A 25264-nucleotide genomic window follows, 5' to 3' on the forward strand; every position below is an offset into this window, starting at 1 on the left:
GAACGGCCCTTTCGCGCGCCCTGCGATGCGGGGCGCGCCACGCGATCAAGAGAATCCCCATGACGAAGCAAGCACTCGTTTGCCCGCCACGTCTCGCGGCGCTGGCATTGGCGCTGGCCTGCGCCGGCATCACGCCCGCCTTCGCACAGACGTCGACCGATCAGGCCGACGTGCTGGCGCAGATCGCCGCGCTGCGCGAACAGCAGGCGCAGATCGCGCAGCTGCAGCAGCAGAACGAAGCGGCGCTGCGTGCGCTGGAGGCCAAGCTTGGTGTTGCTGCGCCGCCGCCGGTCGTCACGCCGGCGCCCGCGACGGCCGTGGCCACGGCACCTGCCGCACCCAGCGCGCTGGACCGCCTGAAAGTCACCGGCGACTTCCGCCTGCGCAGCCAGCACGACCGCTCCGATGACGACGCGCGCGACCGCACCAGCGGTCAGGTGCGTGCACGATTGGGGGCGACCTACGCGGTCAACGACCGGGTCACCGTCGGCGGTCGTGTGGTCACCGGCGACAACGACGACCCCAACAGTTCTGACGTGCAGCTCTCCAACTGGAACGACGACTTCACCGTCAGCCTGGACCTGGCTTATGCCCAGTTGAACGTCGGCGACCTGAAGCTCTACGGCGGCAAGTTCCCCCAGCCCTTCGCCCGCACCGACCTGGTCTGGGATGGCGACGTCAATCCGCAGGGGCTGGGCGCCACCTACAAGCACGCGCTGGGCAATGGCGGTGCGCTGCGTGCCAACGGCCTGTTCTTCGTCGTCGATGAGCGGGCCGGTGGGTCAGACAGCACGATGGCCGGGGTGCAGCTGGGTTACGACTCGCCTGCCTTGGGCGGCTTCAAGGTCGACCTCTCTGGTGCCTACTACCGCTACAGCCTGGGCAGCGTGGCCGGAGCGGATGCCGGCGACTGGCGGACCAACCGGCTCAATCCCGACGGCACCTTCCTCTCCGACTACGAACTCGCCAACCTGCTGGTCGGCGCGACCTGGCAAGGCCCCAGCGAGAAGTGGCCGGTGCGCGTGGTCGGCGACTACGTGAAGAACCTGGGCGCCATCGACAATCAGGACACCGGCTACGGCGTGGACGTCAGCCTGGGACGTGCGAGCAAGCCGGGCGACTGGCGCTTCACCTACGGCTACTCGCAGACCGAGGTCGATGCCGTGCTGTCGGCCTTCTCGCACGACAACATCGGCATCGCCACCAACTACAAGCTGCACGCCTTCACGGTGGACTACACGCCCATGCCCAAGACCATGGTCAGCGCCCTCTGGTACCACTACAAACCCAACGATCCGACCTATGCGGGCAGCAACACGCCTAGCGACTGGCTGGACCGCATCCGGTTGTTCTTCCTGGTGAACTTCTGACGCGGGTGGTGATACGCCTCTCACACCGGGCGTCATCTCAACGATGTGTCATGCCCGGCAGTCCGGCCAGTGCGCCCACGATCGCCGCACGAATTGGCCCGAAAAGGGTCAACGTTGACCGTTGGTGTGAGAAGAAATACCGAAAGACTCCCAACATTCGACCAGACAGGGTCAATGTTGACCCTTAGTGAGAGATGAAACACCGAAAGACTTCCAACGTCGGATCAAAAAGAGTCAACGTTGACCCTTAGTGTTAGAAGAAACACCGAAAAAGGGTCAATGCTGGGCCTTAGTGAGAGACGAAACACCGGAAGACTTCCAACGTTGGATGAAAAAGGGTCAACGCTGACCCTTACTGCTGGAAGAGACACCGGAAGAGGGTCAATTTTCGCGTTCAACGGCCTAATGTTGGACCAGGCAGCGCCGCGCGACACCGTGAGTGTGAGAAGAAGCACTCCACCAGGCCCGACGTCGGGTGCTTATGTGAGACGGAACGTCGCCGATCACGCTCCGTCGCCGTGAAGCGCCGCGATCCTGTGAGGGGCGGCGCCCGGCGTGTGGCTGCGCCGACTTACTGCTCGCACAACCCTCGTCCGTGACCGCACAGTCAATTGGACCCACATGGATCAACGTGGACATCCATGTGGTGGGCCCACCAGGACTCGAACCTGGAACCAAAGGATTATGAGTTGTATAGAAACCGTGTAAGCAATTGTAACCAATACAAAACATGGCGAAGTATAGGGAAGTTCAACACACTTACGGATGAAGAACTTAGCGCAGCCTAGCTCAGTCCACCAGAGCTAGCTGCTGTACCGCCACAGTACCTGCATGCACGTCTATTGGTCTGCTGCCATGTTGGTGAACTCGGCTCGGCCAAGAGATTTCTGGCGCGAGATTACGCTTCGACAACAATCGGCTGAGCGACTGCAATCTTCTGTGCAACTGCTGTGTACAGATCGACCTCTGTTTGCTGAGTGCGGATTGACACAATCAAGCTATACCGAGCAGGAAGGTCATAGCGTTCCAGTGCTGGACGAGTGCGCCACCACCCAGCAGACGGGTAGACGGCGATGAACCCCCGACTGGCCAACTCCACGGCAGTGCCCGTCCACACATCTTGATGCAGTGATCCACGATGCCTTTTAAACTCGCCTAAGTACCAGTTAGGGTCTTTTGGATTGACGGGATCTCCTTCATCCTCGCGCTGAGCTGCTGCATTGATCCGCGCCACGAAATCGTCTGTCGAGCCATCCAGCGGACGCTGGACGTCAAATCGCAGGCGATGCGATGGGTAGTAAAACTTCGAGGTCGAGCCGCGAGCCGAGGGATTGGGTTCGATAAAGTAAGAGAGAGTCACACGCAGCTCGACCTGCGCATCATGCAGGGCTCCAAGCTCTTCCAGCGGCCATGGCAGCGAATGCAAGTTCATGTCGCGCGTATTTATGCCCTTACCCTTCACTTTCGCGTAGGGATGCACCATGTCTTCCACGACGAGCGTCAGGGAATTGCCTGCGCTCCATAGTGCCCGTTCCAGATCGGGGACGCCCCAGCCGCAATGCCGGATCAGGTGAACATAATCGCTCTTGCTGGGTGTGTGACCAGCTGGCAGGTACATCGCACGCATGGCTTCGGTCCACTCGGCCGAATGGACGATTAGCGCTCGGACAGTCTCGGGCCGGAGGTTCGGATAGGCCGCCATGATCTGCGCGGCCATGCGCGCGCACAGCGCGGACGCGGCACTGGTCGCGTTCGTGGTCGTGAACAGACGATCGACGGGCGCGTTGTGGGTAGTCAGCAGATTCAGACTCGCCATGCCAACGGCGCCGATATCGTCCTTGGCCGCGTTCCCGCCTTCGAACATCACCTCGGGCTTCAGCGGCCATGCCCCATCCCACGTTCTCGACGTCGTGGAGAACGGACTTGGACCGCCCTCGGCCGCGATCGCCTTGAGCGAGGCGTGTCCTTCCGTATCGGCCTTGTGCGTGAATGCTCCGACCGTGATGGCATTCCACGCCTGACCTGGGTCATGTATGAGATTGGTGGACAGGCTGCCGGGATATGCAGCCCAAGCATTCGGATCGCGGATATTCCCGGCCGACAGCACGAACAGGCGCGGGTAATGGCCTGCCCCATCGGTATCGGCAGCCAGTTTGTCCACCGCCGAGGACCAGGACGAAGGGCGCCCGCGGTCGCGGTAGTCCGACGCGCTCACCGCGGACGTGAAAACCCGCGCTCGATCCGGGGCGGCTACTTCGGGGCGCGCAACACCTTCGGTAAAGAGATAGGCATGATGGCGCGCGTCTCCGTCATTCCCGCCGTCCTGAGGCACCAGTTTGACGGATTCGAGACGATGCGGAATTTCTATTGGGCCGGTCAAAGCCAACGCATCCGTCAGATCGCCGTAACCTGCGAGTCCGGCAAGGCCGGTGCCGTGGTTGGCGGTATCGTCGACACCCCATCCCGGTTCTACCGTGTGCAGGTCCGCTGCATCCATCAAAGGTGCAAGCAGCGGGTGCCCCCGGTTTACGCCGGTATCCAGGAAGCAGATCCTCGGCGCATCACTTTCCGGCATCTGAGCGCGCTGCAATAGTTCGTCTGCCCACTCCTGCTGCTCGGCAACCGTCATCCCGTCGAAGAACTCGGCGGTTTCCTTGGCGTAACGAAGCTCGGCGACGCAATTCAAGGTCATCACTGAGCGGGAGAATTGCTGCTGCGAACCGTACATCAGCAGCACGGTTCGCTCGGGGAAGTCGACCTGCTTGTCGCTGACGACGCATTCGGCCAGTCTCGCCAGCTTCTTGAAGTCCTCTACTACGGCCTGACGCTGGCCGCGAACCGGAAGCCACACTTCCCACCAGAAAGGAACGGTAACGTCGTCCGGCAATAGGGCTGGCTCGTCGGTCCACAACGCACGCAGCTCGGCGGCACGGATCGAGGCGATCGTATTCAGCAGCGCCCGGTGGTCGCGCGCATTACCGTTCCTGTCCTTCTTCTCTTCCAGATATTCGGTGACGTATTTTTCGAAATGCGCCAGCTTGCCGTCGGGGACGAATACGTTGGCATACGTGTGCTCGCCTTCCCTACGCACACTGAGCAGCTCGATCTTCTGCGTTTCGTTCGCCAAGCTCTCAAATGCCAGTTCTACATCCGGCTGACTGGCGAACTGAATCTGCAGGCCGAGACCGCTTTCCAGCTCCTGTTGTGCCTGGGTAAGAACCACTTCGGTGGAGACAGGTTTCAATGCCTCGATCTGCGCACGCAAAGCTTGCCCGTGCTGCTGTCGAGGCAGATCCGGAACAACGCTCGTTGCGCCGCCTCCAGCGGGGTGCGCCGTGAAGCCAACTGCCTTGGAAGTGTCTTGCAGGACTAGATGCGGCCGCTTATCGGCTGGTTGATCCGGCATGGTTCGGGGCTGCCTTCTTCTTGTCCGTTCTCAGGCTCAGTTTGCGACGATCTTCCAGTGCGCGGTTCAATATCTCACCGTTTACTCGCGACTCGTCATGCATTACAGCCTCTTTGATGGCTTCGTCGACCGCACGCCGTATCTCCGCATAGCTCAATCCGCCGGCCTTCGACGCGATCGCTTTTAGCGGGAATGGCTTGGGCACGAACTTCCCCAACCGCGACTTGATCAACTTCGCCGCCTGATCTGCGGTAGGCAGGTGGTACTCGATGACATCATCGAAGCGGCGGAAGAGCGCATAATCGAGGATCTCCGCATGATTGGTGGCTGCGACGATCAGACTGTTGGACTGGTCGCTCTCGATCATCTGCAGGAAGCTGTTCAAAACGCGTCTGATCTCGCCCACATCGTTTGCGAGCCCCCGCTGGGAACCAATCGCATCGAACTCGTCGAAAAAGTACACGCCGCGGACCTCGGCCACCGCATCAAAGACCTGGCGCAACTTAGCCGCGGTTTCACCCATGAACTTGGTGATAAGCGCATCGAACCTCACCGTGAACAGTGGTACGCCGAGTTCCGCTGCCAGCACCGATGCTGTCATTGTCTTGCCCGTTCCCGGTGGACCGACCAGAAGCAACTTGCGCCGGGGTGACAAGCCATGCTCGCGAATACGCGAGAGCAGCCGTTGCTCCTTCAGGATGCGCTCGATTTGCGTGGTCACATGCGGGTCGAGCACCATGTCGACCAGCCTGCTCTTTGGGTAAGCAACCGTCAGCAGGTTGGCAAGCTCGCCCCGAGGACGAGCAAGGGGAACCAGCTTGCTTGACTGCTCGCCAGCCGCGGCCCGCGACTTTGCGGCGTCGATCATATCGCGCAGATCCTCGGCCAATCTCCCATGACCAAGCTTGGCCTCATGCGCCGCTACCTGCATGGCGACCGAGTAGAACTGCCGATCGTCTCGGTCGATGTAGGACTTCAGCAACGCTTTGAGTTGTTCGGCACTAGCCATGCTGCTCACCCGATTGTGCGGTTGCGTTGGGCGCCCTAGACAGCGATGCATCGACACACTGCATCAACTTGGCGGCGGTTTCCCCATCTATCGGCCCTAGATCCTCCTGCTCTGATGCCAGGAAGAATAGCAAGCCGACGGGAATCTGAAGCGCGTGCGCGACCCTGGTCAGCGTCGAAAGCGTCGGGTCCCGCCTGTTGTTCTCAAGCATCGACAGGTACGAAACGGAGCAACTGGCCTGCCGCGCGACAGCGCCCTGCGAAGCACCCCGCCTCGTGCGGCACAACCGAATGGCGTGGCCGACATTCATTACTTGTCTCAGTCTCACAGCCTGCGAAGACTGCGATAGTACATTCCCAGCTTGAATTTTACCATCAGTGAAATCTCTGCGCACTGATCCCCCTACCCCCTAGCTCGTTGGCTGCCTGCCTGGAGCCTGAGAAGCACTAAGGCAACAGCGACCTATCAGAGGTCGTGGCTTAGAGGAGATTTCCTTCGAGAGTACTTTGCGATTACTTCCAGCACAGCTGCTAAGTCATCAGAGCGCAAATTCTCGCGCTCGAGAAATAACGCAGTAGATGCCGATTTCAGTCGGCTGATGCAGGCCTCATCAATGGGATCGCGCGCGCGCTCGCGTCCAAGTTCTGCCGCAATGATGGACATACGACCGCCGATCAATTCTCTGGCGAGTTCGTACAGGACCCCCACCTCATATGGAGTCGTCATCTTCCTGAGCATCACACCTAGCAAATTCAGATCATTACTTTAGTGCCATCTAACGGATCGCCAGTCATCAACAACGTAGTCATCTCGCCCCTCCCTGGCTCTCTAACTTCCAGCGATGCGAGCATGAGTTGATCAATGCATGCACTTCTCGCCTATGGGCGTCCATCTTCACAGTCAGACCTCTCAGCATCATCTCAAGGTCTCCATTTCCGATTCCTGCCCCCGCATTCAGGTGCCTCGCGATCTGGTTGAGGTTTCGGCCCATCGCCATAAGCTGATAGTTCGATTCGCCGAGCGCCTGCAGCTCCGCCCCTCCCACTGCTATCCCTCGCGTCAGCGCAGACCTTATCAGACTGATAATCCAGAACTGGATTGAACAGTCCTTATCTTCAGCGATCTCGGCAAGGGCGGCATGCTCAGAGGCTGTCAGCATCAACTTGACCGCCCTCTTAGGGGCCCGATCAACTTCGGCCAACTCTCTCATCTGCGCCATTGACGAGTCCGCGCCGGCCCCCTGAACCTCTCGCTTGGGGCGGCCCACCAACTGCGCCATCACACGCCGAAGGACTTCAGGCCCGTCTTCCTGATGATACTCAGTGAAGCTCTGCCACGCCTCCAGAAGGTCGATTGGCACTCTAAGTCGGATGACCTTACTGTTCTTACGTCCCAATCCCTTTGCACTCATTAGTACTTGCCTCCAGCAGTTCCAGTCTCAATAGAGACGGAAAGATTCAGTTGTGTCCACACACCGGCACCAAGTGCCTATCCTGCAATTGAACTTCTCCTCCAAGATTTTGTTCGTCATGACGAACACTCGTTCCTATAGTCCCTTAGGCGATGCTCTATGCACCGCCCTCTCCACCCCACCTACTGCTAGCGGCAAAACTGTGGCGTTAATCTTGTGGGTATGAAAAACAGGCAGGTAGTTAGGTAGGCAGGTAGGCAGGTAGGCAGGTAGGCAGGAACTGTTCGTCATGACGAACAGCTTCTGTGACCAAAGCTGATCGTCCTAAGGAACTAAAGCTGCGGTCGGTACCATTCGTCTTGACGAAACTCCAGAGCCAGAAACTGTTCGTCATGACGAACGTTCTCTGGCTATGAACCGCCAGATGATGACAAGCCGGTCTGAGGCTGAGACTGTTCGTCATGACGAACAAGCACGGCTCGGACTATGAGTCCCTGCTGGATCTATGCCGGTAGACCTGCGCTTCATCTGGCCATCGCGCATCCGCCTCAAGCAGGCGGTCTCTGAGCGCCTGCTTGTCAGCGTCCACACGAAACTGCTGGTATGCCCAGTTCACGGAATTCATGAAGGGCGATTCCGGCATTGCCCCAGTATTCGACATACTTCCGGACTGGACGTCCACGTATCGTCGCTTGGCACCTAGACGCCGTCCACGACTGACATTGAACGTTCCGCTTCGGGCTCGCGCTATCAGCTCGATTAGCAGCCCCATGGGACTCACAACCGAAGTCTCTTCCACCCTCGCAGCAAGCTCGTCAAGGATGTCCTGTTGAGTTTCCGGGCCTAGTGGGTCGAGCATTGCTTGTGCACGAGCGCGATCGTTTTCGCTCAGCGCTTCAAGCCCCTTAGCCGACCAATCCAAATGAACGAGCGCCGCCGTAGTAGTTTCTTCTTGTAGAAGAATCTTCTTACTACTACTGCTTGTAGCGGTGCGGTTTCCGGACCTCGGTCTACCGGATCTCGGCCCGCCGGACGCCGGTCGTCCGGAGTTCGGTTGTTGCACTTCGGGCACCGAAGTACGGTCATCCGCTCCCGGCCTCGGCTCGCCATATATGCGAGTGACCGTGCTCCAGCGGCCACGGGCATCCTGGTGCTTGATTACATGTGCGTATCCTAGGGCCCTTAGTTCCCTCATTGCTGTGAGAATGGCAAACCGGCCCTCTGTTGCAGACTCTCGCGCAAGGTCTATCGCGCTCATACGGTAACCGGGAGCGTTGCTTAGGAGCCGGATCGCGATCCCTCTTGCCCGAAACGATAGCCTTTTGTCCCGGGAGAGCTTTGTTGGAACGCTGTGGTGAGAGCAAGCAGCAACTTCGTAGTTCATGCTGCCGCCCTCTCGTCCATCTCATCTATCAACTTTGCAACATCAAGGACTGCAAAGTAGATTCTTTTCCCGATGCGACGCTTTGCCGGATTAAGCCGTCTAGAAAGGCTATTGTCGCCAGCTAGTGTCATCCGTAGCCCGTCGGGGCTTCTACTCAGAACCTTCGCAAGCTGGGTTTGGGGCATGAGCGGCGATCCGCCTGTGAGTTTGAGCAGAAGGTCAACTGTCGTACTCATAGTTCACCCCGCATCGAAGACACGTTTGGCTTGCTTGTGGCTCGCTTCGAGGCTTTAGCTTGTGGAAGCTTCCCTAACGAGTTGGTTGTCTTGAATTGCAGGTCTAGGTGTGCGGCGACGTCGATCAACCGAAATAGGCGCCTACGCCCTAGCTTGAATGACGGAATTGGATAGTTGCCCCTACTCAGGGCGTTTCTGACAGCGTCGGCAGAGCTAGAGGTGATTTCCGCCACCTGGCTCACGCTTAGTGAGGGTGGGTACTTCGACGAGAGATAGTCGAGGGAGTTCTCAATATGTGTGGTCACGGTGCGCCCTTTGCAGTAGGCACTTGCTCGAGCAAGTGAGATGCAAGGTGCTGGGACGAATTCAAGAATGACGGGTACGACGGACCGTCGGCCTATAGGCCGCCCTAAGCACAACTTGCGCGAAAGGGGACCACGTATGCGTGGTCCTTAGCCCGCCAACCGAAAGAAGCGGTCCGTCTAGTCCTGAACCTCTCTGGCTAAGCGTGGCGGCGCTCGCTTTGGTCAGGCGGATCCGTTCTAACTTTGGTGGCAACCGAAGAACTGCCTGGCCCACCGTAGCCGGCCATGTTCCGCCGACGCTTGGAATCTAATCACACATATTGGCAACTATCAAGACACAAGCGCTTGCCACTCATAGCGGTAGTTTCCGCGAAGCGTCGCTCAAGTGCGTTGCACCTTTCCAAAGGTTCAAGCCGAGTATCTCGCGCACCATGGCGGAGCGTCGATTCCGCTTCTCCGGGGATTGAAGACGCGTAGTCAAAACTGACCCAATGTCCGCAATCGGCCAGAAGCGGACATCACGCACGAGCTCGCCACTAATACTCGGCTGCCTCCGAGAATTTCCCCACAACGCGCCCACACACGCCTACTTGTCCGACCGATCTAGGATGAGCAGCACAACGTCGTTGCTCCGCATCGTCTGATCGAGATCTATCGCGCCATCGCTGCCCACCGTGACCAGCGTGTCCCGTTCTGGCTGATCCTTTGTCGCGACCTGGAGATCAGCCAACTGGGCCGCGCTGAGGTCTGTCGGAAGACCCATGTCGATGTAGGCCGTCAATGGATCGTTGTTGAGGTAGCCGGTACGGTGCACTTTCAGGCGATAGCGCCCGGGTTCGAGGTTTCGTACTCGCACCGAAAGCGGCGCTGCCGGGGCGGAAGCCAGCTTGCGGCTATAGAAGGGCCTGTTGCTCGTATCTTGAACAGGCTGTTGCCAGTCCCAGGCCAATATCACGATCCTGCGCCCATCTACCGATGCCCATGTGTACTCGTCCGTGGTGGGAATCTCGCGCCCCGAAAGCTGGTTCAAGTACTTGTAGGCGAACCACGTCGGCTTTCTGACGCCCTCACGATTGATCAAGCCGAAGCCCCCGTGGAACGGCGTCGGCGGCGGCCCGGCTTCTTCGAACAGATCGGTATAGGCCCAGTAGCTCATCGCTTGGGCAATCCCTTTTGTCTGCTTCAGCTTGGTCAGGACGTAGGGAGCGTTGATGTAGCTGTCATGGACCATGTCGCGCGGGCTGTAGCTGCTGCTCCACTCCGTGAAATAGAGCGGCAGGCCGGCGAATGCCGACGCGTTGATCTCTTGCCGCGCCCGGCGCGCGTCGGCAACGATGGCATCCGGTGAACTGAGGAGCTTGGTGTCCTGCTCGCCTTCCTCATCCAGAAATCCACCGTCGACGCCATAGGTATGCGTGGTGACGAAGTCGACCGGCACGTCCTCTCTTTCGCAGAACGCCAGGAACTCCGGGATCCAGGCAGCGCCCGCCGTGGATGGGCCCCCCACGCGTAACCTAGCGTCTACCCTCTTCACCGTCCTGGCCGTGTTGGCGTAGAGCGCGAAGTAGGCATCCCTGTCAGCACCCTCCCAGAAGTCCTTCAGATTGGGCTCGTTCCAGACCTCGAAGTACCAGCGACGCACTTCGTCCACCCCATACCTTTCGATGACGTGCCTCAGGTAGGTCTCGACGAGATCACGCCAGAGAGCCGGATCGGGATGCGAAGTGTTGGCTTTCCAGTAGAAAAGCGATTGATCTGATGTCTTTAGGGCCGAGGGCGTGAAGCTGAGCTCCACGAAGGGACGTACCCCCTTGGCCAGCATTGCGTCATACAGCTGATCGATTCGGGTCCAGTCGTACACGATCTGGCCATCGACCTGACGTACCGTGCCCAGTGCGTCGTGGAAGAGGTCATGGAAGCGCAGGTACTTGAACCCAAGCTCCTCAGACGCGGCCGCCAGGTGCGTCTGTGAGTCCTCACGGATCAGTGTGCCTGGGTAGTCCGAGCCCACCGAGAATGCGTAGAAGCGATCGATCGGCTCCGACGCCTTGGCTACGTCCAAGTCAATCCTACGTGCGGATTGATCGGCCGCAGCGCAGGAGACCGCGACACTGCAAAGGACCGCAAATAGCACTCGGCGCATGGCAACCAGCCCCACGTAATGTGTAGCCATGGAGCATAGCGACGGATCGGTGAGTGAGGTATTCGAATACTCGCTCCAGCTATGCTGATAAAGCTATTGTTGCCGGTGACGTACGAACCACGCCGCGGCCACCGTAAAGAAGCCCGGGCGATCGATGCTACTTGCTCTCAAACCAGCATCGACTGCTGAGCGGAGATCCCGGCCGTAGCGCCCTGCCATGATGCCGTGGTGACCGAGGGCATTCCGGGGTTGGCGAGGTCGCCGGCGGCGTAGATGCCGGGCATGCTGGTTTCGCGACGCTCGTCGACTTTGAGGGCGATGCCTGTAGGCGTGGTGATCGTGTCCAGGCCCAGCGACTCGTGCAGGCTTGCGGAGGGCTTGGTACGCGGATGCGCGAATAGGATGTCAACCGCAACATCCAGCGCGGTATCGAGCTTGACGCTGGCTTCATGCTCACCGTGACGAACAATTCCGACGATCCGCCCATCTGCGATAGCTACGTGGCGGCGAGCCAGATCCGTCCGGATATCGGGTGCAAGGTCGTGGCCATCGGCGAGGACCGTCAACCTGTCGGTCCAATCGTGGAACAGCCTGACCTGATTCATCGACTGGGGGCCGGACCAAACAAGACCCCAGTGTTGTCCCGCGACTTCGAAGCCGTCGCAATAGGGGCAAGGCACGATGGCTGTGCCCCAGCCTTCGGCATAACCCGAGACATCAGGGATTTGGTCGACAACGCCATAACTCAGGATCAGACGGCGTGCTCTAAGGCTTTCGCTATCTGCAGTAAGAACAGAAAAGTCGTCAATGGCTCCCGAGATGCTGTCAGCGCGTGCATTGACCAGCGTGATTGTGGGGTAGCGTGTCAATTGCCTCCGCGCGTCGGCCAAGATGTCCAGCGGCGGCTTGTGATCGTGGCCGAGCATGCCATGCGAATGGCCGGCGAAGCGATTGCGCGGTAGGCCGGTATCGAGAACGGTGACTTTCCGGCGGGCCCTGCCAAGCTGAAGGGCCGCGGCAAGACCGGCAAAGCTGCCGCCAATGATGATGACGTCATTCATGGTGATGGGCTCCGCGTTCTTAATGAAAAGGTAGTAGATACGGCAGGGTTATGCCATTCAAAGGCGCATGCGGGAGGTACCAAACATTGAGACGTGGGTTCGCTGGACTATTCACGTGAGCATTGTCCGTGAAACGCCCGACGAAACAGGCTCAGCGTCGCTTCGGCGCTCGTCGGCGCAAGCGGCGTAACCTGCAGCGCGTTTGCCTGTTGCAGTAGCTGCAGATACAGACTGGCGTGCTCCTCTGCCATGTCGATTCCGTCGCGAGTCAGGGCTAGGCGAATGTACGTCCTGTAAGGCGCCAAATAAGCGTTCCAGAGTTCAGCGTAGAAGCCGGCCCCACTGGTGGAGCGACGGAGAGTTCCACAGAAGCGTCGACATGCTCCCACCTGAGCCAACTTCTGAATCTCGAGGGCGACATGGGCCAACGCTTCTTTCAGCCCGGATCCCGAAAGGGAAGGAACTACCAACATGGGGAAGCCCGACGCATGTAGGTCCATGACGGCCGCGAACAGGCGCGCCTTGTCGCGATAGTGAGCGTAGATCGTCGCCTTGGTATATCCCGCGGTCTCCGCGATCCGATGCATGCACGCATCATCGAAGCCGGAAGCCTCGAACGCCTTGGCAGCGGCTTCGAGAATGCACGCCCGGGTATGTGCGCGCACGCGTTCCCAGCGCTTCGCGGATGCATTCATTTCAGGAGCGTCCGATGCGCCTTGGCTCAGGCGAGCCCGAATGTCTTCCGCAGGCTGGCATCCACCGGCCCGGCAGGCATGAAACGCCGCAGCTTCGCCAGGAGCGATGCCTGTCCGGCGGGCGCGCGACGCATCCTCCACTTTCCGAGGGCTGCCTCGACAATGGTATCGGCCACAATCGCGGCATCCGGGGCCTCGCGCGATGCGCGCGCGATCGCCCCAAGCGCGAGCTCGCGCTCCCGATCATAGTCACAGATGGAAGTGCCGGCCCGTTGTGTGTTCGCCTCGAAGCTGGTGTTGGTGAATGAGGGCTGCACCAGCGTGACCCGTACTCCAAATTGGCGCAGCTCGTGATCCAGACTTTCGGACAGCCCTTCAACAGCGTGCTTGCTGGCGGCATAGACGCCCATGTACGGGGCCGGCAGAAATCCCAGCACCGAACTCAAGTTAATGATCCGGCCGCTGCGGCGACTGCGCATGTGGGGCAGCACGGCGCGGATGGTCCTTGTGACGCCGAGCACATTGGTGTCGAACAGGGACTCGACTTCCGGTATTCCGGTCTCTTCCACCGAGCCGACCAGGTTCTGGCCCGCGTTGTTCACCAGAACATCGATGCGACCCTCCCTTGCAATAATGGTCGCGACGGCATGATCAATGCTTGCCTGCTCCCGGACATCCAAATGCACGAGCGTCACGCCCTTGACGGGCTCCGCATGGTCGAGCCCACGGACGCTGCCGTACACCACGCACCCCGTATCAGCGAGCGCCCTTGCGCTGGCGCGACCGATACCGGAAGAGACACCGGTGATAAGAACGACCTTCTTTTCCATAACTGCCTTCTTGATCAGATTTGAGTTCATGTGTCGGACTGCATCTCAGTGAGCAGGCGCGAGCGCTGGCTCGGCCTTCTCATTGGGCGAGGATGGTTTGATCTTGAACCAGATCGCGTACATCGCCGGCAGGAAGACCAGGGTGAGGACGGTTCCTGCCAGGGTGCCGCCGATCAACGTGTACGCCAGCGTTCCCCAAAACACGGAATGCGTCAGGGGTATGAAGGCCAGAATCGCGGCCAGTGCGGTCAGGATGACCGGGCGCGCTCGTTGTACCGTCGCTTCAACAACGGCATCGAACGGACGCAAGCCTTCTTTCTCGTTCTCGTGAATCTGACCTATCAGGATCAGGGTGTTGCGCATCAGGATGCCGGACAGCGCGATCAGGCCGACCAGCGCGTTGATGCCGAAGGGCTGCTGGAAGAGCAGTAGCATCGGTACGACGCCGATTAAGCCCAGTGGGCTGGTGGCGAACACCATGATCATCGCGGCGATGGAGCGCACCTGCAGGATGATGATCAGTAGCGTGAGAGCGATCATGATCGGGAATAGGGGGAGCATTGCCGTCGTGGCTTTGCCGGATTCCTCGATCGCACCGGCCTGTTCAATGCGGTAGCCGGCCGGGAGTCGTTCGATCAGCGGTTGCAGGTCGTTGAGGACCGCGGTGGAGACGTCCGGCGGTTGCAACCCTTCGGCAATGTCGCCACGGACCGTGATCGTGGGGGTGCGATCGCGGCGGCGCAGGATCGGGTCCTCCATCCGTATTTCAACGGTGCCCACCTGGGACAGCGGGATGCGTTGACCGGCACTTCCGACCAAGGTGAAGTCTGCAATCTTCTGCGGATCCAGACGCGTGTCGCCCGCTGCGCGGCCCACGACCTGCACGGAGCGGATGTCTTCGCGAACGTCGGTGAGCGGTGCACCGCTGAGCAGGAACTGTAACTGCAGCGCCACCGAATTCGAGGTCAGGCCCACCGCATTGAGGCGATCCTGGTCCAGAGCGAAGTGCAGCGTGGGTACGCGAGGACCCCAGTCGGTATTGACCGTGCGCATCATCGGGTTGCCCCGCATGATCGCGCCCGCCTCGTCAGCGATCTCACGCAGTTTGCTCGTGTCCGGCCCCATGACCCTGTAAGCCACCGGGAACGGGGACGGTGGACCAAACACGATCTGGGTGACGCGCACCTGCGCTTCGGGCGCCAGCCCGTCGGCGATCGCCTCGCGCAAACGGAATTTCAGGGCTTCGCGCTCCTTGTCATCGCCGGCCAGTACCACGATCTTGGCGAATGACGGGTCAGGCAATTCCGGCGCCATCGCCAGGAAGAAGCGCGGGGCACCCTGACCGATGTAGGCCGTGACGATACGTGCCTCTTCCTGCTTGGCGAGCCACGCCTCGACTTTCGCCGCTGCGGCGCTGGTCTGCTGAATGGAGGTGCCGTAGGGCATCTGCACTTCGACCAGCACTTCCGGTCGGTCCGAGGTAGGAAAGAATTGCTTCTTGACCGCGCCCATGCCGACGAGGGCCAGTACGAAAAGTCCCACCACCGCGCCGGCGACCAGCCACTTGCGAGCGATCACACGCGCCAGCAGCTCCCGGAAGCGGTTGTAGTTTCGGGTGTTGTAGATGGCCTGATGCCCGCCTTCCACCTTCTTGATGTCCGGCAGCAGCTTCACACCCAGGTAGGGCGTAAACACGACGGCTACCACCCAAGATACGATGAGGGCGATGCCAACGATCCAGAACATGTTTCCGGTGTACTCGCCCGCGGTCGACCGCGCGAAGCCGTTGGGCATGAAGCCAATGGCGGTGACCAGGGTGCCGGATAGCATCGGCGCGGCGGTGTGGCTCCATGCGTAAGCCGAGGCAGCCACACGGCTGTACCCCTCTTCCATCTTCACCACCATCATTTCGATGGCGATGATGGCATCGTCGACCAGCAGCCCCAACGCGAGGATGAGCGAGCCCAGCGTGATGCGGTCGAAGTTCTTGCCCGTGGCGGCCATGATGACGAACACTGCGGCCAGCGTCAGGGGCACGGCTGCGGCGACTACGATGCCGACGCGCCAGCCCATGCTGACGAAGCAGACCAGCATTACCACGAGCAGCGCGACGAAGAACTTGACCATGAACTCGTCGACCGCCGAGCTGATGTTCACAGCCTGGTCTGTGACTTTGGTCAGCGATATGCCCAAAGGCAGTTGGGCGTTGATCTTGCTGACTTCCGATTCAAGTGCCTTGCCGAGATCCAGGCCGTTCCAGTCGTCGCGCATGATGACGCCCAGCAGAAGCGCCGGCTCACCGTTGTTTCGGACAAGGAAAGTGGCGGGATCCTCATAACCACGCTCGACGGTGGCCACATCGGACAGCTTTAGAGTGCGTCCGCGCGCCACAATCGGCGTCTGCCGAATCTTCTCCAGGCTATCGAACGCGCCTTCTACCCGAACGAACACCTGCGGCCCACGCGTTTCGATAGAACCAGCGGGTGTCAGCACGTTCTGGCTGTTGAGTGCAGCGAAAATGTCCTGTGGGCTGACGCCAACGGTGGCCAGCCGATCATGCGAGAACGATACGAAGATGCGCTCTGGCTGCTCGCCGATGATGTTGACCTTCTTGACCCCCGGCACATGCAGCAGTTGCTGGCGTAGCGCCTCGGCATCGCGCACCAGCAGGCGTTGTGGTTCGCCCTTCGCCTTCAGGGCGAAGAGCGCGAAGGTTACGTCCGCATACTCGTCATTGAGCATCGGCCCGATGACACCTGCGGGTAGCCTCTCGGCTTCGTCCCCCAACTTCTTACGGGCTTGGTAGAACTCCTCCTGCACTTGGGAGGGGGGCGTCGCATCGCGCAAGGACACCATCGTGAAAGCGAGACCTGGCCTTGTGTAGGTCTCGGAGCGGTCGTACCAACGCAGTTCCTGCAGTCGCTTTTCCAGTGGCTCGGCCACCAGATCCTGCATTTCTTGCGCCGTCGCTCCTGGCCACGCGGTGACGACCGTCATCTGTTTGATAGTGAAGGGCGGATCCTCGGCACGACCCAGCTGGAAGAATGCGAGGACGCCCGCCACCGATATCAAGAACAGCAGGAAGACGGTTACGGAGCGCTCGCGAACCGCGAGCGAGGAAAGATTGAAGCGCCCCTCGCTCATCGCTGCGCTCCGGAGGGTGCTGCGCCCTCACCCAATGGCCTGACGATCTGTCCGTTGTTGATCAGGTGCGCGCCGAGCGATATGACTTTTTGACCTGATTGCAGGTTGCCTTTGACGTGCGCCAGGTCATCCGAGAGGCCCACCACTTTTACTGGACGCCAAACGGCTTTGACGGGCTTGCCCTCCAGCGCCCAGACGCCGGTCCCTTTCCCCGGATCGAACAACGCGCCGATCGGGACCTGCAGTGCGGCAGCGGCGGAAGCGGCATCCGCGATTTCGACCGTGACCGTGGCACCCAGTGGGGCCTCTGCTAGCACGCCGTCCAGGACATACCGTGCCTCATAGGTGCGTGTCAGCGGATCGGCCGCGTCGGAGAGTTGCCTAAGCTTGGCGGGCACGGGGTCCCGGTGATCGCCATACAGCTTCGCCTGCCCAACCGAGCCCAATGCAGGCCGAAGCGTCTCGGGGAGCTGCACGATGGCTTCACGCTCTCCTGTCCGTGCCAGCCGCACGACGGGCTGGCCGGCGCTCACTACCTGGCCGGGCTCGGCCAGCGTCTCCATCACGACGCCGTCCGCGTCGGCGAGCAGCTCGGCGTAGCGATTGGCATTGCTGGCCACCTGCGCTTGGGCTTTGGCGGCACTGAGCTGAGCACGCGCAGCATCGGCCGCAGCCTTGCTCTGGTCGTATGACGAGGCGGAGATGGCACCGGTGCCGAGCAGGGCGCGATATCTGGCCTCATCGGCGACCGCTTGTCTGGCTTGGGCTTGCGCGGCAATGACAGCCTGCTGTTGCGCTTGCGCTGACAACTGCAGGTCGGCCGGGTCAATGCGCATCAAGATTTGCCCGCGGCGCACCTTCTGTCCCGCATCCACGAGCCGCTGTGACACCTTGCCTGGCACGCGGAACCCGAGATCGCTCTGGACTCTCGCCGCTACCGTTCCTGTGAAAGCACGAGATGAGGCGCCATCACCCATCACGGTGGCCGTGCGCACCAAAGGCGTCTCGGTCCGCGGGTCAGCAGGCGCTTCGGTACCGCACCCGGCCAGAAGACCAACGAGCGCGAAAGCTAATGAATTTTTAACAAAAGAGCGCATGGGAGTACCGTCGATCCAAGTCGACGGCACTTTGAACCTAGTGACTATATTAGTCAATAGTCACAACAGTGCCTCTAAGGGGACAAGCTCCGCAGCACGAGGCTGCAGAGCAGCATGGGAGCCTGGTCGCTGTACTCGAGGCTATGCGGCAGCAAAAGTGGATTCAGGTAGGGGCGCAACACCAGATGGATCGCATCGGTGGTTTCGTCCAATGGCGTTTTGCGCTCGAAGTCGCCTGACTCCCGGCCTTGCTGGAGAATCTCCTGGAGTAGTGCGCGCAGCCTTTCCTCATAAGCCAGTACGGATGGCCACCGCTCGGCAGCGGCCGACTGCGCTATCTCGTAGAGCTTGCGATCTTGGGAAAGAAGCTTCTGATGCGCCTCAGTAGAGGCCTTGAAAAGCCTTCTCAGCCGCTCTGCAGGCTGCTCCACCCCATCAAGGGCCTGGAGGATTTCTTGTTCGAGCTGACTCAAGCAGTTGGAGCAGATCGCCTCGCCAATGGCCTGCTTGGATTCGAAGAACTTATAGACGTAGGCCTTTGAGAAGCCGATCGCCTTGGCGAGGTCGGAAACGGTGGTTTTCTCGTAGCCGTAGTGGCTGAAGTGCTCGGTAGCCGCGACGACAATCTGATCACGAATGTCGTGTGTAGCTGGCCCACGGCCTGACCCAGGTGGAGAAATTGTGGCGTTCATGGGCCCAGATTATCCGAGCCTCCATGAACCATCAACGTGTGACGAACATGGCTACTGGTCACTGGGCTCCTCTAGCTCACACGGTCGCTGTAGCCTTCAGGGCCAATTGGGTGCACTTCCCGAAGCGACGACGAGCCGAAGGCCCCACGTTCAAGCACGCAGAAATGATGGGGAGACCTGGTCATTAGAGGGGCGGGCCACGACGTCAGCTTTGGGTCGGAAGCAGTCAGACGACAGAAGCCGGTGCTAAACCGATCTTGCATCGGAAGCGCCAACGCCGCACAGGGAAGATCATGATCCACATTAGCTGGTAACACTTGAGAACGCAGAGTCCCGCCTTAGCAGACCTTGTTCGGTGATGCTTGGAGGCATAGGCATTTCTCTTGCAAGCCACAATTTCAACGTCACTCAGCGCTAATGCAGTGCTAGCACAGCTGAATGGCGGGTCATTAAGCCCTTTGCTAGTCAAGGGACTTGTTGCGAACATTGGAAGGGCGTACAACGATAGCGCGCACACTCTCGGCGCCCACGAGCGCCGAACATGGAACCCAGAGACGCCTCCGAAGCGGGAGTGTTGCTTCGCATCCATTTTGCTGAGCGCAAAACCGAGAATGGTCTCTATGTGGAAGCCAGGGCCAGCTTTAGAAGCCCGACGGCACCCTGCACCATCCACCTAATTACTCAGAAGCGTCATCCTACTCGTGAAGCCGCTGATGAGGCTATTGTCAGCATTGCAAGACAGCATGGCTGGGGCGCCAACTAATGGGGCCCAGCGCTCAGGAGAGCGGCGACCAGGCAAAGCCGCTATGTGCGCGATGCGATGCAGTATGTTGCCGCCTGACCGTCATCTTACAACCGGAAGACGGCATTCCATCGCACCTCACCGGACACACATCAGCTGGCTTGATGGTGATGGCACGCGACGCAGAGGGCTGGTGCGTCGCGATTGATGCAAGTCGCATGCGCTGCACCATTTACGAGACCCGGCCCGACGTCTGCCGTCGCTTCAGAATGTCCGGACCCTATTGCCTCGCGGTGCGAACAGAGTATTTCGATAGCACTTCCCGCGGCATCCCTCTGACACTTTACTAGTGACGAAAATGGATGGCACGTCCTGACGGATCAGCAGCCAACGTGCATCACGTGCAACGCAAAGAGTCGAACACAGTTTCGCCCGCCCCATCAGCATGTGCTGCCTCGATCAGTCATCACCGGTAAGACTGGCATAGCGAAGTACCGTTCCCGCATCCTGAGTCGCCTGCTTGGTTGATTCCAGCCAGCGAGCTGCAGCGCCATAATTCTTGATTAGACTGCCCAGTTCATCGGTCAGGCACTTCGCACAGGGTTGGCCACCCGGGCTCGGCCGGCAGCATCTCGCACAAGGCGACATGGTCGTCTTGCTTGCGGGTCTTAACTGATATGCAATCTTGTCCATCAGGGCTGCCGCAGCCTGTGCGCGATCCGCAATATCGCCGATCGAAGCTGATACGTGGCGGTTAGCTTCTCGGTTCATATTACTCTGAGCGGCTGGAGGGAAGATGCGGCGGGAATTTCTTCCCGCCGCTAGCAGTCCTTTGCACCCATCCCTTAGTTAGGCTTGGATTCCGGAAGGTTGACCTTGTCGATACCGTGGATCACGCCATTCTTGGCCAGGATGTCCGGAAGCGTTACGCGAGCGGCGCCAATGCTGAGCTTGCCTTCGGTAACTTTGATCGGCGCAGCCTGACCTTGTAGCGTGCGGGCCGATTGCCACTTCCCGACATCGGTCGTCGTCTTGCGGCCACTGACCAAGTGATAGTTGATCAATGAAGCCAACTCATCCTTGTTGGCGGGCTCGAGCAACCGGTCGAGTGCGCCTGCCGGCAGGCCAGAGAACGCTTCGTCGGTGGGGGCGAAGAGCGTGAACTGCTCATCGCCTGCCAGTGAGGCGGTAAGGCCTGCCTTGTCGACGGCATTGATGAAGGTCGAGAAGGATTTGTTGGTCTTCAGCGTACCCAACAGATTCTGCTGGGCGAGGCCTTCTTTCTGTTGCATTTCCATGGGAATTTCCTACGAAGTAGACCCGTATAAGGGTCAAACGGACGGCCAAAGCCGTGGCCGGGCGAAATGCCAGGCGCGAGCTCAATGCGGAGAGTAGGAGGGGTGGAGCGCGGCTGAGCAGCCGATACGGTATTGCACCGCAACCCCCACACCCTGCGCCTTTGGTTGTTAGTCTGGTGTGACGCTGTCAGGAATGAAGTGCCGCCACGTCAAGAAATGTGGTAGATTCATGCAACGCGGAATTCCGATGCTTGGTTAGCTTTCGCGCCCGCAGTGTGCCGGCTCGCACAATTTGCCGGAGCTGCCATGACTATCAAACGACATCGTGTCGTTTCGACCGAATCCCCTTTTCAGAACATCACTCATGCGCTGAGGGATTGCGCGTTGCAGTGTGCCGAGAATGAGGGATGGCCCGTCCTTGATGACGTGATCGAACCCTCTTTCGTGATAGCCCAGTCCAATCTTGCTCAACGCATCGCGGGGCCACGCGACCAGCCTATCGAAGAGGAAGCGTTCTTCTGGTCTCGGAGAACCGCTGCGCCACGTCGCATAGGACCGAGCACGCGACGCGGATTGGCACTTGTGACCTCGGGCGCACAGCATCGCAGCCATGGCTAGCATCTCGTTGGTTATCTCATCGCAAAGCGTTGAATGCATCGAAGGTCGCCTCGATCCGGAGATGGACTCCCGATTGAATTCATTTCGCCTCGTTCATGAGCAGAGAAATCATGGCGGGGTCGCTTGCTGGTTCTTCTTCGCCAAGGCCGACCTTACGAAGCCGGAGGCCCTTTCCCGCGCGGAGCAATGGCATGCATCTACACACCATTGTCTTTGGCTAGGCATGTTCCAATAGCCGTCATACAAGCGATCAGGACCAATGCCACTGCGCGCCTATCGAACGAAGGCTCAGAATGAAAGAAGGCAGGTCTTCGTTCTTCGTCTTGGCCTTGGCCAGTCAATTGGCCCGCTCGCACTGAGGTCGATATGGGCTACGGCCTGCGACTCGCCAGACGTTGGCGTCAGCCGCAGGACACAGAACAATCCCGGCTACGGCATTCGCCCCTGTTACGGCTTGTGGGCAGGATATGCCTTTAATCGTATCCCAGCCGAGCAGAAGCTACGCGCGATACTGGATGCGGACGGCTACTTCTTTACGCTGATCTCAATGGACGCATAGAAGTTAGGACGGTAGCCGCTGCTACTTGGGGGAGCCATCGGGCTCATGCTGGTGTGGGCATCCCTTGGCTAGGTTAGTAGCGACCTTTCTCAGTCTGTGCCAGTTTCCATCTCGCGAATGCCTGCTATCGGCCAGAAGCGGACCTAAGCGCACTCAGCTGATCGTCTGCTTCAAACTGGCTAGTTCTCGGTGAACGTCACTCTGCTGCTGCGCGGTCCGAGGGCCTCGCTGAGGCCATTGGGATCGTCAACAAGCCCGAGCCGTGTATACGAGTACGACGAACGGAATGTCTTGTAGAAGATGACAACCGTACTGGAGCCGTAAAGCATTAAGTCGCCGTTTTGTATCGTGCCTGGACGCTCTGCATGGGTTGGCAGCGCTTGCGGCATATCGGCGTGCTTCTCATTGCCGTTGAGCTCTGCCATATCGAGCGTCAAGGGAAGTCTGGCCACGAACGCGCGCGCTGCCGCGGTATCGGCCAAGGTTATGGCGAAACGACGTTCTCCGACTGTCATCCACATGCGAGCACCCTCCGAAGTAGCGGATGCACGACCTGCATCCTGGGCAACGATAACGGGTGCCTCGAACTGGCTGGCCTTGCAGCCCCCCAGGATCGTCAGACCGAGTAGAACACCCAATCCGAGCAGGCATCCACGTTTCGCTGAGCGGTTTTGAGTGGGGTCCGTAGTATTTGAGCTCATGGCACGACTCCTACAAGGATGGTCCGCTTATACCGAGGGCTGCACGGGCGATCGCGCGACCGCCCGTGTCAGAAAGGCGGCAAACAGCAGCACGGCGGCGCTCATAGCGAAGGTAGCCTGGTAGCCGGCATGGTCAAACAGCAACCCGCCGATGATTGAGCCCAGGGCGATGGCCAGTTGGACCACTGCCACCATCAATCCGCCCCCAGCCTCAGCATCCTTAGGCAACTCCTGCGCAATCCAGCTCCACCAGCCGACAGGGGCGGCAGTGGCCATCAGTCCCCAGAGACCAAACAAGATCGCTACGCCAGTCGCCCAGGCGCCCAGCGGGATAAGCGCAAGCGCGATGATTGCCATCAACAACGGGATGGCAATCAGGGTTCTATACAGACCGCGCTTCAGGAAGGCGCCGATGACGGCGGTGCCGATGAAGCCGGCCACACCGATCACCAGAAGAATGAGTGACAGCGTCGACACCTGTACGTGCGTGACCGTTTCAAGGAATGGTCGGATGTAGGTGAACAGTGCGAATTGCCCCATGAAGAAGGCACCGCAGGCGGCCATACCCAGCGCGACGGCTCGGCGCTGAAGCAATCGGAATGCATTGGCAGGCGCGGACCCGTTCGCTGAGGGCATGGTTGGCAAGCTGACCCATTGCCAAACCAGCGCAACGAGCGCCACCGGCACGAGGCAGTAGAACGCGCCGCGCCAGCCGATGACCGAGCCAAGGTAGCTGCCCAAGGGTGCGGCAATCACGGTGGCCAGTGCGTTGCCACCGTTGAAGATGGCCAAGGCGCGCGGCACCTGCGAAGGCGGCACCAAGCGCATGGCCGTGGCGGCGGACATCGACCAGAAGCCGCCGATCACCACGCCCAGGAGCGCCCGGCCCAGCATATAAATGGGGTAATTGGGCGCCAACGCCACGACAGCACCTGAAACCGCCATCAGGCCCGTCAGTGACAGCAGCAGCGCCTTGCGGTTGATGTTACGGGTCACTGTGGCGATCGAGAGGCTGGTCAGCACCGCGAACGCGCCGGAGATGGCGATGCCGTAGCCCGCCCATCCCTTGCTGACCGCCAGGTCGGCGGCGATCGGCGTGAGCAGGCTGACAGGCATGAACTCGGACGCAATCAATGCGAACACGCACAGCGTCATGGCGAAGACACCACCCCACCTCGCGGGTCGTGTCTGAGTCACCTCTTCCATGCCGTCAGCCGGCACGGTTGCTGCAGCGCCATTCATACGGGAACCCCCAGTCGTTTGGCACGCTGATGACGACAAAGGACGGTTTGCATATCAGTCGACACCTGTTGTCCGTGTTGCGTCGGACAGTGCCTGCCGAGCACGGTGCGCAGGTTCACTCTCGACGTGATCCGCCAGTACTTCAGCAAGCTGGCGCAGTTGGTCGGCGGTGATGCCAACATTCATGCTGATTCGCATATGCGATTGCAACTGGGATTCCGCACCCGGCAGCACAGACAGCATGCTGACGGTGGCGATCTCTCGGCTCTGCCAGTCGAGGTTGTCGCGCTCGAAGATGTCGCCGAACAAATGTGTCTTGAGGTACTCGTCAATGGCCGGGGCGAAGTCGAACAGCGGCCCCTCTGCAGGGCCCGCCAACAACCTGGTCTGGTTGGAGGCCCCCGCAGCCAAGAGCGCATCACCTTGCGGAATCGCCTTGCCGGGTGCGCGACCGGGTGCATCCTCGATGCCGCGCTGCCTGCGCGCATCCAGAACAGTCATGAACTCTCCCAACGCGTTGAGACTTCTGGGGAAGCCCGCGTAGGCGTACACCTGTACCAAGATTTCCTTGACCTCGCTCACCGTCAGTCCCGCATCCAAGCCCTGATTGAGCGCAGCGCCGAGCTTTGCCATCTCTCCCGACGCAGCGAACGCGGCGATGGGGACGATCGCTCGCTGCCGATCCGAGAGTGTCTCGGATGAAGCTTGAGTGCCGCGCATTCTGGGGTCGTCCTGCGTGTTGGGCGCCGCCTGGCAGACCGCCGTGACGCAGAAGAGAACGCCAACAAGGAAGCCCCTGCTCCCTTGCAGACGTATCGCTTTAACGAGCGTTGTACTGGACATCGCTGACCTTCTCCATCCACTCCACATTCTTGCCATCCACCGTGCCTGTGACCGCCAGATGGCTCATCGCCGTGGTGGGTGCCGCACCATGCCAATGCTTGACCCCGGGTGGACACACGACCACGTCACCAGGATGCAACTCCTGCACGCCTTTGCCCCATTGCTGGGTGAGCCCCACGCCAGAGACGATCATCAAGCGCTGGCCTGCGGGATGGGTGTGCCACGCGGAACGCGCGCCGGGCTCGAACGTCACCATAGCGCCCGAGGTATTGAGGTGATCGTCCGCCTGCCAGACGTGATCCACCCGCACGCGACCCGTGAAGTAGTCCGCCGGGCCAGTCTGTGATGGCTGGCTTCCCACCCGCTTGATCTGTTGGGCGTCAGCCGGCCCGACGGGCTCGGCCGCTTCGGTCGAACCGAGAGGCAGCATCGCTGCCAGTAGCCCGGCTCCAAGCAAAGAGGTCTTCATTCAGAGGTT

19 protein-coding genes are annotated in these 25264 nt (G+C 60.0%); 2 read left to right on the top strand and 17 right to left on the bottom strand.

Features of this window, described 5'->3' with window-relative positions:
• Positions 1-59 precede the first annotated feature (59 nt).
• Positions 60-1370, top strand: coding sequence for a putative porin (locus IB225_RS14295; protein ID WP_192311948.1), 1311 nt, complete (start codon positions 60-62; stop codon positions 1368-1370).
• Between the two features lie 898 nt (positions 1371-2268).
• Here IB225_RS14295 and IB225_RS14300 read toward each other — a convergent pair.
• The 12 genes from IB225_RS14300 to IB225_RS14355 form a co-directional block, all read right to left on the bottom strand.
• The gene (locus IB225_RS14300; RefSeq protein WP_225583889.1) at positions 2269-4776 is read right to left on the bottom strand and encodes a S8 family peptidase; all 2508 of its coding nucleotides are present in this window, start codon (positions 4774-4776) and stop codon (positions 2269-2271) included.
• The gene (locus IB225_RS14305; RefSeq protein ID WP_192311949.1) at positions 4754-5785 is read right to left on the bottom strand and encodes an ATP-binding protein; all 1032 of its coding nucleotides are present in this window, start codon (positions 5783-5785) and stop codon (positions 4754-4756) included. Before IB225_RS14305 ends, IB225_RS14300 begins: the two co-directional genes overlap by 23 nt.
• Positions 5778-6095, bottom strand: coding sequence for a helix-turn-helix transcriptional regulator (locus tag IB225_RS20640; RefSeq protein WP_192311950.1), 318 nt, complete (start codon positions 6093-6095; stop codon positions 5778-5780). The genes IB225_RS14305 and IB225_RS20640 overlap by 8 nt, the downstream gene beginning before the upstream one ends.
• A gap of 155 nt (positions 6096-6250) precedes the next feature.
• On the bottom strand, positions 6251-6523 hold the full coding sequence (locus tag IB225_RS14315) for a hypothetical protein (protein ID WP_192311951.1): 273 nt from the start codon (positions 6521-6523) through the stop codon (positions 6251-6253).
• A 67-nt stretch (positions 6524-6590) separates the two neighbouring features.
• Complete coding sequence (mobC, locus tag IB225_RS14320; protein WP_192311952.1) at positions 6591-7196, bottom strand: plasmid mobilization relaxosome protein MobC; 606 nt, start codon at positions 7194-7196, stop codon at positions 6591-6593.
• A 2511-nt stretch (positions 7197-9707) separates the two neighbouring features.
• The gene (locus tag IB225_RS14325; RefSeq protein ID WP_192312805.1) at positions 9708-11264 is read right to left on the bottom strand and encodes a beta-xylosidase; all 1557 of its coding nucleotides are present in this window, start codon (positions 11262-11264) and stop codon (positions 9708-9710) included.
• 167 nt (positions 11265-11431) lie between these two features.
• Positions 11432-12325, bottom strand: a complete 894-nt coding sequence (locus tag IB225_RS14330; RefSeq protein ID WP_192311953.1) for an NAD(P)/FAD-dependent oxidoreductase — start codon at positions 12323-12325, stop codon at positions 11432-11434.
• Positions 12326-12432: 107 nt separating this feature from the next.
• Positions 12433-13020, bottom strand: a complete 588-nt coding sequence (locus tag IB225_RS14335; RefSeq protein WP_192311954.1) for a TetR/AcrR family transcriptional regulator — start codon at positions 13018-13020, stop codon at positions 12433-12435.
• Between the two features lie 26 nt (positions 13021-13046).
• Positions 13047-13880 (bottom strand): oxidoreductase, encoded by an 834-nt coding sequence (locus IB225_RS14340; protein WP_192311955.1) that lies wholly within the window; start codon positions 13878-13880, stop codon positions 13047-13049.
• Positions 13881-13895: 15 nt separating this feature from the next.
• Positions 13896-16994 carry an efflux RND transporter permease subunit gene (locus IB225_RS14345; RefSeq protein WP_192311956.1) on the bottom strand — a complete coding sequence of 1033 codons (3099 nt, stop codon included), beginning with the start codon at positions 16992-16994 and terminating at the stop codon, positions 13896-13898.
• On the bottom strand, positions 16991-18091 hold the full coding sequence (locus IB225_RS14350; protein WP_192311957.1) for an efflux RND transporter periplasmic adaptor subunit: 1101 nt from the start codon (positions 18089-18091) through the stop codon (positions 16991-16993). Before IB225_RS14350 ends, IB225_RS14345 begins: the two co-directional genes overlap by 4 nt.
• A 74-nt stretch (positions 18092-18165) precedes the next feature.
• Positions 18166-18783, bottom strand: a complete 618-nt coding sequence (locus IB225_RS14355) for a TetR/AcrR family transcriptional regulator (RefSeq protein ID WP_192311958.1) — start codon at positions 18781-18783, stop codon at positions 18166-18168.
• 762 nt (positions 18784-19545) lie between these two features.
• On the opposite strand from IB225_RS14355, the gene IB225_RS14360 reads away from it, so the two are divergent.
• Complete coding sequence (locus tag IB225_RS14360; RefSeq protein WP_192311959.1) at positions 19546-19875, top strand: YkgJ family cysteine cluster protein; 330 nt, start codon at positions 19546-19548, stop codon at positions 19873-19875.
• 495 nt (positions 19876-20370) lie between these two features.
• On the opposite strand, the gene IB225_RS14365 is transcribed toward IB225_RS14360, so the two are convergent.
• The 5 genes from IB225_RS14365 to IB225_RS14385 form a co-directional block, all read right to left on the bottom strand.
• On the bottom strand, positions 20371-20823 hold the full coding sequence (locus IB225_RS14365; RefSeq protein ID WP_225583890.1) for a fasciclin domain-containing protein: 453 nt from the start codon (positions 20821-20823) through the stop codon (positions 20371-20373).
• Positions 20824-22179: 1356 nt separating this feature from the next.
• Positions 22180-22701, bottom strand: a complete 522-nt coding sequence (locus IB225_RS14370) for a cyclophilin-like fold protein (RefSeq protein WP_225583891.1) — start codon at positions 22699-22701, stop codon at positions 22180-22182.
• A gap of 27 nt (positions 22702-22728) precedes the next feature.
• Entirely contained in the window at positions 22729-23856 is a 1128-nt protein-coding gene (locus IB225_RS14375; RefSeq protein WP_345776623.1) for an MFS transporter, read from the bottom strand.
• Between the two features lie 141 nt (positions 23857-23997).
• Positions 23998-24786, bottom strand: a complete 789-nt coding sequence (locus IB225_RS14380; protein ID WP_345776624.1) for a carboxymuconolactone decarboxylase family protein — start codon at positions 24784-24786, stop codon at positions 23998-24000.
• On the bottom strand, positions 24764-25255 hold the full coding sequence (locus IB225_RS14385) for a cupin domain-containing protein (protein WP_192311961.1): 492 nt from the start codon (positions 25253-25255) through the stop codon (positions 24764-24766). Before IB225_RS14385 ends, IB225_RS14380 begins: the two co-directional genes overlap by 23 nt.
• Between the last annotated feature and the right edge of the window lie 9 nt (positions 25256-25264).

The organism is Pseudoxanthomonas sp. PXM02, from assembly GCF_014851805.1.
Taxonomy (GTDB): domain Bacteria; phylum Pseudomonadota; class Gammaproteobacteria; order Xanthomonadales; family Xanthomonadaceae; genus Pseudoxanthomonas_A.